The following is a 12,668-nucleotide window of genomic DNA, read 5'->3' as shown; positions in this document are numbered from 1 at the left end:
CGTATGAATGTAATTCAAGGATCTATGAATGGAGAAAATTTAAAGATTGCAATTGTAACTTCAGAATTCAATGGCTTTATAACAGAGCAATTATTAAAAGGAGCAGAGCATACTCTCTTGAAATATGGAGTAACGGCAAGCAATATTGACTCTCTGCATGTACCAGGTGCTTTTGAACTACCACTAGCAGCTAAGAAACTTGCAGAGACAGGGCGTTATGATAGCGTTATAACGCTTGGTTGTGTTATTAGAGGTGCAACTAGTCACTATGATTATGTCTGTGCTGAAGCAGCGAAAGGTATTAGTAATGCTAGTATAACGACAGGCATTCCAGTGATTTTTGGAGTAATTACAACGGAAAATATTGAGCAAGCCATAGACCGTGCAGGAGTTAAGGTGGGTAATAAAGGTTCTGAGGCAGCTATTACTGCTATAGAAATGGCAAATAAATTAAAAAATATATAAAAACAAAAGCCGATTATCAAGCGATAATCGGCTTTTGTTTATCTCATAAATTTCTTGATATGGTCAGGTAACATCATAACTTCAGCTTGCATATCAGCAGGTCTAAAAGTTTTATCAATACATGCATCCATATACTCAAGATGTTTTTCATCAAGGTCTTCGTCGACAATAGTTTCATGATTATCAGACTGAAGACTGTACCAGTATAAGTATTCAACATCCATAAAGACCTCTCTAAAGATCGTCTCTACATACATTTTTTCGCCTTCAAGATTCAATAAGACATCATCCATATTGTTCTGCATATATTGAATCCACTCATCAACTAGGGCGCTCTTACCCTCTTTAACCTTGAATTTTGTGAGTTCAGCTCTCATAAATCCGCTCCTCCTCATCACACTTTTATATTTATATTCTATATGAAAATTTATATAGATGCGAACGATTACCAATAATTAACTAGTAAAAATGTAACACAGGATAAATTATCTGTAAATTGAAAGCCTTTACATTTATCAGTAAATTTAGTTAAAATGGAGATGAATTAAATTAACAAGGAGGTTGTAAAATGGTCTTTGAATTTCCGAATAAAGATGGCGCTAAGTACAGAATTAAGAATCAATATGAGAACTACATTGGAGGAGAGTGGACACCACCGTTAGATAGTGAATACTTTGATAACGAATCACCAGTGATTGGAGAAGTAGTATCTAAGGTGCCGCGTTCGAAAGAAGCAGATGTAGACAAGGCAGTAGAGGCGGCTAAAGAAGCACAGAAATCTTGGGGCTTAACATCACCGACAGAAAGAAGTAATATTTTACTGAAGATTGCTGACCGTGTGGAAGAACATTTAGAGGAGCTTGCTGTATTAGAGACTTTTGAAAATGGTAAAGCAGTAAGAGAAACCTTGAATGCAGATTTACCACTTGTTGTTGATCACTTTAGATATTTCGCGGGAGTAATTAGAGCGCAAGAAGGTGGTATATCACAGATAGACAATGATACTGTTGCTTATCATTACCATGAACCTCTAGGCGTTGTAGGACAAATTATTCCATGGAACTTTCCATTACTGATGGCGACTTGGAAAATTGCACCTGCACTAGCAGCAGGGAATTCAATTGTCTTAAAGCCAGCGGAACAAACACCAACGACTATTTTACACCTTGTAGAACTGATTGAAGATTTACTACCAAAAGGTGTTTTAAATATTGTTAACGGTTTTGGTTCAGAGGCAGGACAAGCTCTGGCGACACATTCAGGAATCAATAAAATTGCCTTTACCGGTGAAACAACAACTGGACGAATTATCATGCAAAACGCCAGTCAAAACATCATACCTGTCACTTTAGAATTAGGCGGTAAATCGCCAAATATCTTTGCTAAAGACGTCATGGACGAAGATGATGAATATCTAGATAAAGCGATAGAAGGTCTGGTCATGTTTGCCTTAAACCAAGGGGAAGTTTGTACATGTCCTTCAAGAGCCTTAGTTCATGAAGATATCTTTGATGACTTTATGGAACGTGTAATTAAACGTGTTGAACAAATTAAAGTCGGTAATCCTCTTGACCCGAATACTATGATGGGTGCACAAACATCTAATGAACAAAAAGAGAAAATTGCATCTTACTTAGACATTGGGCGAAAAGAAGGGGCAGAGATTCTTACTGGAGGTAATATAAAAGAAATCGAAGGGGAGCTTTCGAATGGTTACTACTTTGAACCAACAATCTTTAAAGGAAATAACAAGATGAGAATCTTCCAAGAAGAAATTTTTGGACCAGTACTTGCAGTTGCAACTTATAAAGATGATGACGAAGCAATTGAAATTGCCAATGATACACTATACGGCTTAGGTGCGGGAGTATGGACTAGAAGTCAGAATAGAGCATATAGATTAGGACGTGCAATCCAAGCTGGACGTGTGTGGGTAAATACTTACCATGATTATCCAGCACACGCTGCTTTCGGCGGATATAAGATGAGTGGTATTGGCCGAGAGAATCATAAGATGATGTTAGAACACTACCAGCAAACTAAGAATCTTTTAGTGAGCTATAGTGAATCACCAAAAGGTTTCTTCTAAATGGCGGTACTTGAAAAAGTACAAGCAACTGAAGCGGCCAAATCACTCATTAATGAATTAAAAAAAGAACATGGAGAATTGATCTTCCATCAATCCGGAGGCTGCTGTGACGGCTCCAGTCCCATGTGTTTAAAAAAAGAAATGATGATTATTGGAAATGTCGATGTATATTTAGGAGATATTGAAGGTGTACCTTTTTATATGAATCAAAAGCAATACGAATATTGGAAACATACACAGATTACTGTAGATGTAGTTAAAGGTATTGGTGGAATGTTCAGTGTTGAAGGCCCTCGTGGAGTCAGGTTTCATATAAGAAGTGAACCGATTTAAAAGAAAAGCTAGGAATCAAAAGATTCCTAGCTTTTTTCACGTGAAACAAGCTTATTTTTCCATTTGAACTTCTAAAAATTGCTTTAGAACTTGAGTGGTTAAGACAATATCATTGAGGTCTGTCCATTCCTTGGGATTATGACTGATTCCATCTTTACTTCTTGTAAAAATCATTGCAACTGGAATTTCTAAGCCAATATTCATGGAATCATGACCAGCGCCACTAGGAACTTCTAAACTATCGATACCCATATCATCTAAAATACTTTTTAGCTCTTTTTTATAAGATTCTTCTATAGGAATCGGTTTGACACTAGAAGTTCTTTTAACCGAACAAGAGATACCACGGTCTGAAGCGATCGTCTCTGCATGTTTGTGAATTTTATTGAGTAATTGATCTCGACTTTCTTCGAATATATCTCTTATATCAACAATAAGTTTGACGGTTTCAGGAATAACGTTAGCACCGTTTGGCAGTACTTCAAATTTACCCACAGTCGCAACTGCAGTCTCAGAAAATTCACTAGGAAAAGCTTCAATATCACTGACAAATTGACCTGCTGCAACAAGTGCATCTTGTCGGTCATTCATAGGTGTATTACCCGCATGGCCCGCAAGCCCTGTAAATTCAATCTCTAACCAAGACTGTCCCGCAATACCAGACACAATACCAACCGGTAAATTTTGTTTTTCTAATCGTTTACCTTGTTCTATATGAGATTCAACAAAGAAAGTCCAGTCTCTACGACTCACTTTTTTAAATGCCTCTAGAGAAGAGCCATAATTTTTTAAAACTTCACTTAGATTCTGACCTTTATCATCCTCTAAAGATGCTAGTAAATCATCATCTAAATAACCCATAAAAGCACGACTACCAAACACTCCACTTGAGAATCTTGCACCTTCTTCATCAGTAAAGATTACCACTTCAAATGACTTTTGTGGCTTATAGTTATTAGCTTGCCATGCTTCTGCTACTTCAAGAGCAGCTAAGACACCAAGTACACCATCAAAATTCCCACCAGCTGGTACAGTGTCAAGATGAGAACCAGAAGCGATAGATTGACTATCATCTTGTCCTATAAGACGACCAAAGACGTTACCAGCAGCATCAGTTTCGACGGTTAAACCTGCTTCTGTCATCCACTTAGACACAAGTGCTTTTGCATCTTTTTCTTCTTTAGAAAATCCCTGGCGATAAACTCCACCGCTTTCTAAACGACCAATTTTTGATATTTCTTCAAGACGGCTGGCTAAACGTTCGCCGTCAATGCCATGTTTAGATAGATTTTTATCGTAGGAAGAGAGTAATTCTTCTAACATATTTATACCTCCTTAAGATTGTTATCTTTTAGTTTTCTGAACCAGGCAATGATAGCTAGAATAATCAATGCAAAGCCTAGATAGCCCATTAGAGAATAAACTGAACTTACCAAGTTTGTGAATCCGAATAGGCTGGCAAAAAATCCAACCGCACCAATTATGACTACAGCGATTTTAAAAGTCTTTGTATCAGGTGTGAAGAACCTAGCTGCAAATGAATAAAACATACCAACTGCCGTATTGTACATCATCCCTAAGAGAGCGATAGCAGTTAGAATACCCACTGCAGGATGAATGGCTGTTGCAAGTTCTAAAGTAGGCATATCAACACCTTGAATGATATCAATTCTTACTAACATACCCGTGTGAATTAATAAGATTAAGAGACCTAAAATTGCGCCACCTATAATGCCTCCAATGCCAGCGACTTTTTTGTCTTTAACTTGTCCTGCCATAATAATGAGTAGGGCAGCACCAGCTGAAATATTATATGAGACATATAAAAATGCACTTAATAGCCAGTTAGATGAAGCGGATGTTTGTTCTTTAGCAATAGCGTCTGCAGTTGTTAGAGATATATCCATGGTGAAAATGGAATAAGCGACTATGATTAAAATAACAGCGATTAAATACGGTGTGACTGCTGCGATAATACTAATAATCTTATTAGTGTCTAACAATAAGGTTAAGATAGTGAGAACGACCATGATGATGCTACCAACCATAGGAGAAATTCCAAACATTTGTTCAAATGTCGATCCCGAACCTGCAAACATTACGACAGCGACACCAAATAAGAAAAAGGTAATGACTAAGTCGAGAATAGGCCCGATATATTTACCGCCTATGTGATAAAGAACTGCTCTGTGGGAACTGGCCTTTAAGCTTGCGCCAAGCTGAGCGAAAGTATAGCCCAAAAAGATAAAGAGTAAGCCGGTGATAATTGCTCCGACTGTACCCCAAATACCAAAACTTGTGAAATATTGCATGACTTCTTGGCCGGATGCAAATCCTGCACCAACAATTAGACCAACGAAGGCACTACCAATTTTTAAACTCTGCTTCATATACCGGACCTCATTTAGTTAAATTCTTTCTTATCTACTGTAAATTGATCTACTGTTTCTAAATTAACTTCATAGCCAATACCTTTAGCTTTAGGTACTTCGATAAGACCATCTACGGAGACAACTTCCGGCTCAATAAGGTCTTTTTCCCAATAACGACTAGAACTTGCAGTGTCGCCAGGTAAAGTGAAGTTAGGCAAAGTAGTCAAGGCAACGTTATGTGCACGTCCGATTCCTGATTCCAACATGCCACCACACCAGACTGGGATATTGTTTTCTTGACAGTAGTCATGAATTTTAACAGCTTCTGTTAAACCACCCACGCGTCCGATTTTTATATTAATAATTTTTGTACTACCTAATTCCACTGCTTTTTTAGCATCTTCTAATGAGTGAATACTTTCATCTAAACAAATGGGTGTAGAGAGCTCCTTTTGTAGTTTTGCATGATCGATGATGTCATCTGAAGCGAGTGGTTGTTCAATCATCATCAAATCAAATTCATCCAGTTGTTTTAAGAGCGCTGTATCATTTAAACTATAGGCGGAATTTGCATCAGCCATAATAGCTGTATCCGGGAATTCGCTTCTTAAAGTACGCATAACTTCAACATCCCAATCGGGTTTAATCTTAACCTTTATGCGTTTGTAACCTTCATTGACAAAACCTCTAACAATCTCAACTAATTCTTCAACTGTGTCTTGTATACCGATGCTGATGCCTACATCAATACTTTCTCTCTTACCACCTAAGGCCTCGGCAAGACTCATGTTATTTTGTTTGGCATAGACATCCCAGATTGCACCTTCTATAGCGGCTTTAGCCATATTATTTTTACGGATTGGTGCAAAGATTTCATTTACTTCATCAGGATGTTCAATTTCCTTATGTAAAATCAATGGAATCAAGTAATCTTCAAGCATATGCCAGTTTGTTTTAACTGTTTCTTCACTATAGAAAGGAACGTTAAAAGCAACTGTTTCACCCCAACCACTTGTACCATCAGCATCGACAGCCTCTACAAGTATAAATTCTCGTGTTTTAAAAGTACCAAAACTAGTGGTGAATGGTGCTTTCATTTCCATCTCCATCAATCTCAATGTAACCTTCTCTATTCTCATTACTGTTCATCTCCTAAATTTAATGATTCTTTTTTTACAAATATATAAGTAGCTGTTCGTTCATGAGGGTATAAATGAACAGCGGCATAACCTGCTGTAATTAATTCCTGAAAGAGACGTCTAGTTTTTAGTCTCCAGTCCAAAGCAATATCAGGAGCATCTTGCTTTAGTTCCTGGATATTATTAGGGACCACAACACCATATGTTTCCTGTGATAGTGTTTCTTCTAAATGTTCCCCAAAAGTCGGAACATCATTATTGTAGGCAATCTTATTAAGTAGTGAAGCGGCCTCAATAGTAGGTGGTGAGTATTTATCAGCGTGCTCACTTGATAAAAACCAATGCACTTCAAAACGGTCAGAAGGTAAACCTTTATTTAAACCATCTTCCATTGCCCCATAAGCATCTTCTATGTAAACATCAACGATGCCCCGCAATTTTGAAAGATTTAAGTAGGCATTTCTTGTCTCAAGAGGATCAAAGGTCCAATGCATTTTGCTATAGCCTTTTCTAAGTGCAACTTGTCGCTGCTTTTGTTTTAATTTTTCTCCAATTTTCTTAGAGCGATAATTATCAATAATACCGAGCATATGTGAGCACAGATATGTTTGACTTCCACTAAAGCCGGCAAAGCCATAAGAGAAGCCAATTAAATTCTCCCCATCATATGCACCAATAACAAGACCGCCATTTTTAACGGCGGTGAGAGTTTGATGTGTGGGTAAAGGATCCATGTCCCAGACAGCCTTTTCAATATGTTTTAAAGCTTTTAATTCTTCAATCGTCGTCAATTCTTTTATCTCTATCATTGCTTAACCTCTTTAAATTAATTTTCAATAAAGATAACACAATAATCGTCTAAATACAATTAATATTCAGACAAGTCAGTATAGTGATTTATTTCAGTTTCGAAATTAAATGGTTGATTTTTTGAGAAAGTGCCCTTATACTAAATATAGATTAAATTTAATATATTCAAATTCGAATTAATTGGAGGTGCGACAGATGACAGAACAAAATTCGAGAATTAAAGCATTTACGGTCTTTATAAAATCATCTCAGTCTGTACAGAAATTAATTAAGCAAGACTTTTTAAAGAAAGAGATTAATCTTAATGAGTACGGTGTACTAGAGCTCTTGTATCACAAAGGTGATCAAGCAATACAATCAATCGGCAAAAAGATTCTCATGGGTAGTGGAAGTATTACCTATGTCATCGATAAGTTAGAAGATAAAGGTTTTGTCTATAGAAAACCTTGTCCAAAAGACAGAAGAAAGATTTTTTTATGTATTACTGACGAAGGAAAAAAGTATATGGAGACGAGAGTGGTAGAACAAGAAGCACTGATAAATACTGTCTTTGAAGAATTAAATGACTCAGAAGTCGCAGTGGCCATTGATCTATTTAAGAGAATAGGAATTCACGCAGAAAGCTTACTAAAATAAAATGATATTTCATATTATATGGAGGAATTACAATGACTAATTTAAAAGGAATACATCACGTTACAGCGATGACAAATGATGCAATGAGAAACTATGAATTTATGACAGATGTACTCGGTATGAGACTTGTTAAGAAAACTGTTAACCAAGATGACATTCAAACATATCACACCTTCTTTGCTGATGATGTAGGTTCACCTGGTACAGATATGACATTCTTTGATTTCCCAAACAATCCTAGAGGTAGTCGTGGAACAAATGCGATTACAAGAACTGGTTTAAGAGTTCCAAATGATGCAGCCTTAGAATATTATCAAGCACGTTTTGATGAATTTGGTGTAAAACATGAAGGTATTCAAGATTTATTTGGTAAAAAAGTCTTACCATTTGAAGAAGAAGATGGGCAACGCTACCAGTTATTTTCAGATGAAAATAACGAAGGTGTAGCACCTGGAACACCGTGGAAAAATGGACCTGTACCTGAAGACAAAGCAATCTATGGACTTGGCCCTATTGAGATTACTGTAAGTTATTATGATGATTTCAAAAAGGTCTTAGTGGATATTTACGGCATGAAGGTAACGTTAGAAAAAGATGATGTAACGCTATTAGATGTAGGTGAAGGCGGAAATGGTGGTCAAGTTATTCTACGTAAAGACCAAGGAGTAGAAGGTAGACAAGGTTATGGTGAAGTTCACCACGTATCATTCAGAGTTGAAGATCATGAAGCAATAGAAGAATGGGAAAACAAATACCGTACTATGGGTATTGGAAACTCAGGTTTAGTAGATAGATTCTACTTCGAAGCATTGTATGCAAGAATTGGGCATATCCTAATTGAAATTTCGACAGACGGACCAGGTTTCATGGGTGATGAGCCTTATGAGACTTTAGGAGAAAGTTTAGCTTTACCACCTTTCTTAGAGCCTAAAAGAGAAGTAATTGAAGCACAAGTTAGACCATTTGATACTAAAAGAAGTAAATAAGGAGATAGATTATGGAAGCTATTAAAAGAATTCACCACATCACTGCTATTGTTGGAGACCCAAACGAAAACATTAAATTTTATAGAGATATTTTAGGACTCAGACTTGTTAAACAAACGGTTAATTTTGATGACCCAGGTGTTTATCACTTATACTTCGGGGATGACAACGGCAACCCAGGAACTATCATTACTTTCTTTAACTGGTTGGTAGATCGACCAGGACTTAAAGGCAGTGGTCAAATTGGACGTATTGCATTTAGAATTCCTAAAGGATCAATGGGTGCTTGGCAAAAACATTTAGATGAGCACAAAATTAACAACCGTATTACTCAATTATTTGGTCAGGATATTCTCGAATTTGATGATGTTCACAGCTTAGAACTTGCTTTAGTTGAAGGACAAGAAGAAAAAACTGATAAAGATATCATTGGTTTTCATGGTGCAGTACTGTTATCAACTAGTCCAGAAGAAACTAGTAAATTACTCACTGAAGAAATGGGTCTAAGTCCTATCCAATCGAATGATAGAAACTTCCACTTTGAAACAGTAGGTGAAGAAAGACATCACTTAATCACTGAAATACCACCACGTCCAAGAGGACGATTTGGTATAGGAACTGTTCATCATATTGCATGGTCAGTCCCTAACTTGACTAGTTTGTTAGAGTGGCGTGAAAAGTTAGAAAATGTTGGTTTGAGATTGACGGATGTCAGAGATAGAAATTACTTTAAATCAGTCTATACAGGTGAGTTTGGGAATATGGTATTCGAATTTGCTACAGACGATCCTGGCTTTGACGTCGATGAAGAACTTGAGCATTTAGGTGAATCATTGCAACTACCAGAACAATACGAAGATAGAAGAGAAGAATATGAAAGAACTATGCCTAAATTGGATTTGTAGGTGACCAATATGCAAAGTTATTCAAGTGATGAGCTCACTATAAAAGAACAAAATAAAATTCTGATTGGCGCAATAGGTCCTAGACCTATTGCACTTATTTCAAGTCAATCAGATGAAGAAGTCGTCAATGTTGCACCTTTTTCATATTTCAATATTATTTCTTACAGACCTGCAATAGTGTCGGTTTCTGTTCAGAGAATTAATGGACAAATGAAAGATACTGCTAGAAACATCATCAGTAATCAAGAAGCAGTCGTGCACATTGTTGATGAAGATAATGTGGCCTTGGCCAATCAAACGTCAAGACACTTACCTGCTGAAGACAGTGAATTAAACTATGCGAATTTTACCACTGTCAAATCTTCAGTCGTGAAACCTCCAGGCTTAGAGGAAGCTAAGGTGAGATTTGAGACCAGCTTATATAATCACACTGAAATATATAACGGAGATGAAGTGACAGCAGATGTGCTCATGTTAAGAATAGAAACTTTTCATTTAGCTAAAGAAATCTACGATAAAGACACGGGTTATATCGACGTTAGAAAACTTGCGGCAGTTGGAAGATTGGCAGGACAAGATTATGCTAAAATAGGAGAATTTTTCTCTATAGAAAGACCATAAGCAATTTAGGAGCTGAATTTTAATGGAATATATTTATAAAGAAAATAAGAAAGATGCACCAGTATTTGTTTTACTACATGGTACAGGAGGTAGTGAGACAGACCTCTTACCACTTGCTCAGGTGTTAGCACCAGATTATAACGTCTTAAGTGTACGTGGAGAAGTAAAAGAAAATGGTATGAATCGTTTCTTTAGACGCCTTGGTGAAGGAAATTATGACTGGGAAGATTTAGAAGTGCGTTCTGAAGCACTAGTTAATTTTATTAAAGATAAATCACAAGAACATGACTTTAGTTTAGAAGATGTTATTTTTGTAGGGTTTTCTAATGGCTCAAATATCGCAATGCATATGATGATTAATCATCCTGAAACCTTCAAAAAAGCAATGCTATTTGCACCGTTATACCCTAAGAACTTAGAAGGAAATATCGATTTTTCAAAAGCAGAAATCTTCCTGTCTTTAGGTAAAGGAGACCCTATTGTACCAGAAGAACAAAGCAATCATGTTATTGATATTTTTGAAGATGGCAATGCCGATGTAACGTCGATATGGGTGAATGGTCACTCCTTACCATCAGAAGCAGTAGAACATGGAAGAGCATGGTTAAATAGATAAAAAGTAAACAAGTAGATAAGATAAAAGCCGTACACTAATTCTTTGAGAAGTTTAGCGTACGGCTTTTTTATGCAGTTTTTATATAGATGGACTCTGATCCTCTATATTTCTCCTAAACAGTGCTTGTTTAACCTTGTCTAAGTATAGCTTATATAATGCGATAGATAGAGAAACAACAGCTATGCCAAAAGAAAAGCCAGCGAGTACATCGGTTGGGAAATGAACCCCCAAATACACTCTTGTAAACATAATGAAAGTAATAAGTGAGAAAGCAATAACACCACTTAGAATTTTTATCCACTTAGCATGCACGGTAAGAATAATAAATATGCTAAGAAGGCCTATAAATACAGTTGCAGCAGTAGAATGACCACTTGGAAAACTTTGAGATGTCACATGAGCAAGTCTTAGAATGCCCGGACGATCTCTATCTACGATTTTTTTCATAATATATACAAAAATCCCTGGGCCTAACAGAATAGTCATGCCAAACCAGAGGCTAAGAATGTACATTCGTTTATAGATAAGAAAAATAACTGTTAAAGCAGTTAATATAATGATAGATATAGTCCCAGCGAAATCAGTCAAAATAATGATAAGAGCAGTACGACTATCTGTAATAAATGATTGGATATAACTGATTACGCTCTTATCTAAGTTATAGACCCAGTCCAGTTTATAAAAGACGCCGAGTGCTATAAAGATATAGATAAATAAAAATAAAAATGATGAAGCAAGGAAGTTTTTTGCCATATATGATAATGCCTCTTTCGATTAAGCTGTATATATTATAGCAGATATCTTATTTCAATAACGTATTGCTAATGGATAAGAGAATGTTTACACTAAAATATATAAAAGACATGGAGAGAAGGGTTAGAGTGAAGGTTAAATTTATTGGTCTCTTGTTTTTATCGAGTATAATTCTTACCGCTTGTAGTACTCCTTTTGATGATTTAGCTGATCAAATAAATGCTTGGATTGCAGGAGAAGAAGTTGATAACAAAGAAACTGAAAACGAAGATACAGAAGGTACGGAATCAACTGAAGAAGACAGTACAACGGAAGAGACAGAAACCACTGAAGATACAACAGAAACTACCAATCAAGTTGATACTAGTACCAGTGAATCAACTAGCAAAGTAGATTATTCAGATCTTTATGATCAAGGTGAAGAAACATCTTTAGATAGTGGGACTTACACGGTTGGTGAGGATATTGAAGCTGGTCGATATGAGGTGACTTCTGATGATTATATGGGTATAACTATCAGAAATGCGGATGACCTTAGTACATATACAGATAGTGTCAACGGCGGCAGTGAGGATTCAGTGGATAAACATATTGTATTCTTAGACGATGACTATACAGTTGAAGTGAGTGATTATAGTAGTTCTAGCGGTGCAGTAGTTGATTTTGCTCCTTATGAGTCCACGGAAGTTACAGAGTTAACGCCTGGCCAATGGATTGTAGGAGAGGACTTCCCAGCAGGTGTCTATGATATAGAAATTGATCCAACTGATAGCTATGGAGACTTAGTTATATCTCGACAGCTGGACTCTAATCGAGCACGTTTCCTTCTTGGTTCGGTAGATTATGGTGGTGTTTTAGAAGTCACGACGAACTTAGAAGAAGGAGAACTTGTTACACTTAACTATATAAAAAGTGCAAGATTAACTAAAAGATAAGTAATGTT

The 12,668-nt window shown here is 36.5% G+C and carries 15 protein-coding genes; 9 read left to right on the top strand and 6 right to left on the bottom strand.

Annotation, left to right across the window (positions count from 1 at the left end):
• The first annotated feature begins 3 nt into the window (after positions 1 to 3).
• Complete coding sequence (gene ribH / locus JEOSCH030_RS01030) at positions 4 to 465, top strand: 6,7-dimethyl-8-ribityllumazine synthase (protein ID WP_185124773.1); 462 nt, start codon at positions 4 to 6, stop codon at positions 463 to 465.
• 38 nt (positions 466 to 503) lie between these two features.
• Here ribH and JEOSCH030_RS01025 read toward each other — a convergent pair whose 3' ends face one another.
• Entirely contained in the window at positions 504 to 842 is a 339-nt protein-coding gene (locus JEOSCH030_RS01025) for a DUF6176 family protein (protein ID WP_185124772.1), read from the bottom strand.
• Positions 843 to 1,033: 191 nt separating this feature from the next.
• On the opposite strand from JEOSCH030_RS01025, the gene exaC reads away from it, so the two are divergent.
• Together exaC and JEOSCH030_RS01015 are read left to right on the top strand one after the other, a co-directional pair.
• Entirely contained in the window at positions 1,034 to 2,554 is a 1,521-nt protein-coding gene (exaC, locus tag JEOSCH030_RS01020) for an acetaldehyde dehydrogenase ExaC (RefSeq protein WP_185124771.1), read from the top strand.
• Positions 2,555 to 2,887 (top strand): DUF779 domain-containing protein, encoded by a 333-nt coding sequence (locus JEOSCH030_RS01015; RefSeq protein ID WP_185124770.1) that lies wholly within the window; start codon positions 2,555 to 2,557, stop codon positions 2,885 to 2,887.
• Positions 2,888 to 2,938: 51 nt separating this feature from the next.
• Here the strand turns inward: JEOSCH030_RS01015 and JEOSCH030_RS01010 are convergent, their stop codons facing one another.
• The 4 genes from JEOSCH030_RS01010 to JEOSCH030_RS00995 are packed head-to-tail and all read right to left on the bottom strand — an operon-like array spanning position 2,939 to position 7,207.
• Entirely contained in the window at positions 2,939 to 4,210 is a 1,272-nt protein-coding gene (locus JEOSCH030_RS01010) for a M20 family metallo-hydrolase (protein ID WP_185124769.1), read from the bottom strand.
• Positions 4,211 to 4,212: 2 nt separating this feature from the next.
• A complete protein-coding gene (locus JEOSCH030_RS01005; protein ID WP_185124768.1) occupies positions 4,213 to 5,277 on the bottom strand; it encodes a YkvI family membrane protein in 1,065 nt (354 codons plus the stop codon).
• Between the two features lie 14 nt (positions 5,278 to 5,291).
• Complete coding sequence (menC, locus tag JEOSCH030_RS01000) at positions 5,292 to 6,398, bottom strand: o-succinylbenzoate synthase (protein ID WP_185124767.1); 1,107 nt, start codon at positions 6,396 to 6,398, stop codon at positions 5,292 to 5,294.
• Positions 6,398 to 7,207, bottom strand: coding sequence for a GNAT family N-acetyltransferase (locus tag JEOSCH030_RS00995; RefSeq protein ID WP_185124766.1), 810 nt, complete (start codon positions 7,205 to 7,207; stop codon positions 6,398 to 6,400). Before JEOSCH030_RS00995 ends, menC begins: the two co-directional genes overlap by 1 nt.
• Before the next feature lie 196 nt (positions 7,208 to 7,403).
• Between JEOSCH030_RS00995 and JEOSCH030_RS00990 the strand changes: the two genes are divergently transcribed.
• Genes JEOSCH030_RS00990 through JEOSCH030_RS00970 form a run of 5 tightly spaced genes read left to right on the top strand, consistent with a single transcriptional unit; the run spans position 7,404 to position 10,972 of the window.
• On the top strand, positions 7,404 to 7,844 hold the full coding sequence (locus JEOSCH030_RS00990; RefSeq protein WP_185124765.1) for a MarR family winged helix-turn-helix transcriptional regulator: 441 nt from the start codon (positions 7,404 to 7,406) through the stop codon (positions 7,842 to 7,844).
• 32 nt (positions 7,845 to 7,876) lie between these two features.
• Positions 7,877 to 8,830 (top strand): ring-cleaving dioxygenase MhqE, encoded by a 954-nt coding sequence (gene mhqE / locus JEOSCH030_RS00985; protein WP_185124764.1) that lies wholly within the window; start codon positions 7,877 to 7,879, stop codon positions 8,828 to 8,830.
• A gap of 11 nt (positions 8,831 to 8,841) precedes the next feature.
• The gene (locus JEOSCH030_RS00980) at positions 8,842 to 9,735 is read left to right on the top strand and encodes a VOC family protein (RefSeq protein WP_185124763.1); all 894 of its coding nucleotides are present in this window, start codon (positions 8,842 to 8,844) and stop codon (positions 9,733 to 9,735) included.
• A 9-nt stretch (positions 9,736 to 9,744) separates the two neighbouring features.
• Positions 9,745 to 10,356: a flavin reductase family protein gene (locus JEOSCH030_RS00975; RefSeq protein WP_185124762.1), complete on the top strand. Its 612-nt coding sequence runs from the start codon at positions 9,745 to 9,747 to the stop codon at positions 10,354 to 10,356.
• A gap of 22 nt (positions 10,357 to 10,378) precedes the next feature.
• Entirely contained in the window at positions 10,379 to 10,972 is a 594-nt protein-coding gene (locus tag JEOSCH030_RS00970) for an alpha/beta hydrolase (RefSeq protein ID WP_185124761.1), read from the top strand.
• Between the two features lie 78 nt (positions 10,973 to 11,050).
• Here JEOSCH030_RS00970 and JEOSCH030_RS00965 read toward each other — a convergent pair whose 3' ends face one another.
• Entirely contained in the window at positions 11,051 to 11,725 is a 675-nt protein-coding gene (locus JEOSCH030_RS00965; RefSeq protein WP_185124760.1) for a phosphatase PAP2 family protein, read from the bottom strand.
• 128 nt (positions 11,726 to 11,853) lie between these two features.
• On the opposite strand from JEOSCH030_RS00965, the gene JEOSCH030_RS00960 reads away from it, so the two are divergent.
• Positions 11,854 to 12,660: a hypothetical protein gene (locus tag JEOSCH030_RS00960; protein ID WP_185124759.1), complete on the top strand. Its 807-nt coding sequence runs from the start codon at positions 11,854 to 11,856 to the stop codon at positions 12,658 to 12,660.
• The last annotated feature ends 8 nt before the right edge of the window (positions 12,661 to 12,668 follow it).

The organism is Jeotgalicoccus meleagridis (genome assembly GCF_903994045.1).
GTDB lineage: Bacteria > Bacillota > Bacilli > Staphylococcales > Salinicoccaceae > Jeotgalicoccus > Jeotgalicoccus meleagridis.
This window is presented reverse-complemented; position numbering and strand designations above follow the sequence as displayed.

What these genes read in the sequence shown, in the direction of transcription:
- JEOSCH030_RS00970 (WP_185124761.1), top strand. Translation starts at nt 10,379, where the DNA reads ATGGAATATATTTATAAAGAAAATAAGAAAGATGCACCAGTATTTGTT.
- JEOSCH030_RS01025 (WP_185124772.1), bottom strand. Translation starts at nt 842, where the DNA reads ATGAGAGCTGAACTCACAAAATTCAAGGTTAAAGAGGGTAAGAGCGCC.
- JEOSCH030_RS01015 (WP_185124770.1), top strand. Translation starts at nt 2,555, where the DNA reads ATGGCGGTACTTGAAAAAGTACAAGCAACTGAAGCGGCCAAATCACTC.
- JEOSCH030_RS00995 (WP_185124766.1), bottom strand. Translation starts at nt 7,207, where the DNA reads ATGATAGAGATAAAAGAATTGACGACGATTGAAGAATTAAAAGCTTTA.
- JEOSCH030_RS00965 (WP_185124760.1), bottom strand. Translation starts at nt 11,725, where the DNA reads ATGGCAAAAAACTTCCTTGCTTCATCATTTTTATTTTTATTTATCTAT.
- JEOSCH030_RS01010 (WP_185124769.1), bottom strand. Translation starts at nt 4,210, where the DNA reads ATGTTAGAAGAATTACTCTCTTCCTACGATAAAAATCTATCTAAACAT.
- JEOSCH030_RS01005 (WP_185124768.1), bottom strand. Translation starts at nt 5,277, where the DNA reads ATGAAGCAGAGTTTAAAAATTGGTAGTGCCTTCGTTGGTCTAATTGTT.
- JEOSCH030_RS00975 (WP_185124762.1), top strand. Translation starts at nt 9,745, where the DNA reads ATGCAAAGTTATTCAAGTGATGAGCTCACTATAAAAGAACAAAATAAA.
- JEOSCH030_RS00990 (WP_185124765.1), top strand. Translation starts at nt 7,404, where the DNA reads ATGACAGAACAAAATTCGAGAATTAAAGCATTTACGGTCTTTATAAAA.
- ribH (WP_185124773.1), top strand. Translation starts at nt 4, where the DNA reads ATGAATGTAATTCAAGGATCTATGAATGGAGAAAATTTAAAGATTGCA.
- exaC (WP_185124771.1), top strand. Translation starts at nt 1,034, where the DNA reads ATGGTCTTTGAATTTCCGAATAAAGATGGCGCTAAGTACAGAATTAAG.
- menC (WP_185124767.1), bottom strand. Translation starts at nt 6,398, where the DNA reads ATGAGAATAGAGAAGGTTACATTGAGATTGATGGAGATGGAAATGAAA.
- JEOSCH030_RS00980 (WP_185124763.1), top strand. Translation starts at nt 8,842, where the DNA reads ATGGAAGCTATTAAAAGAATTCACCACATCACTGCTATTGTTGGAGAC.
- mhqE (WP_185124764.1), top strand. Translation starts at nt 7,877, where the DNA reads ATGACTAATTTAAAAGGAATACATCACGTTACAGCGATGACAAATGAT.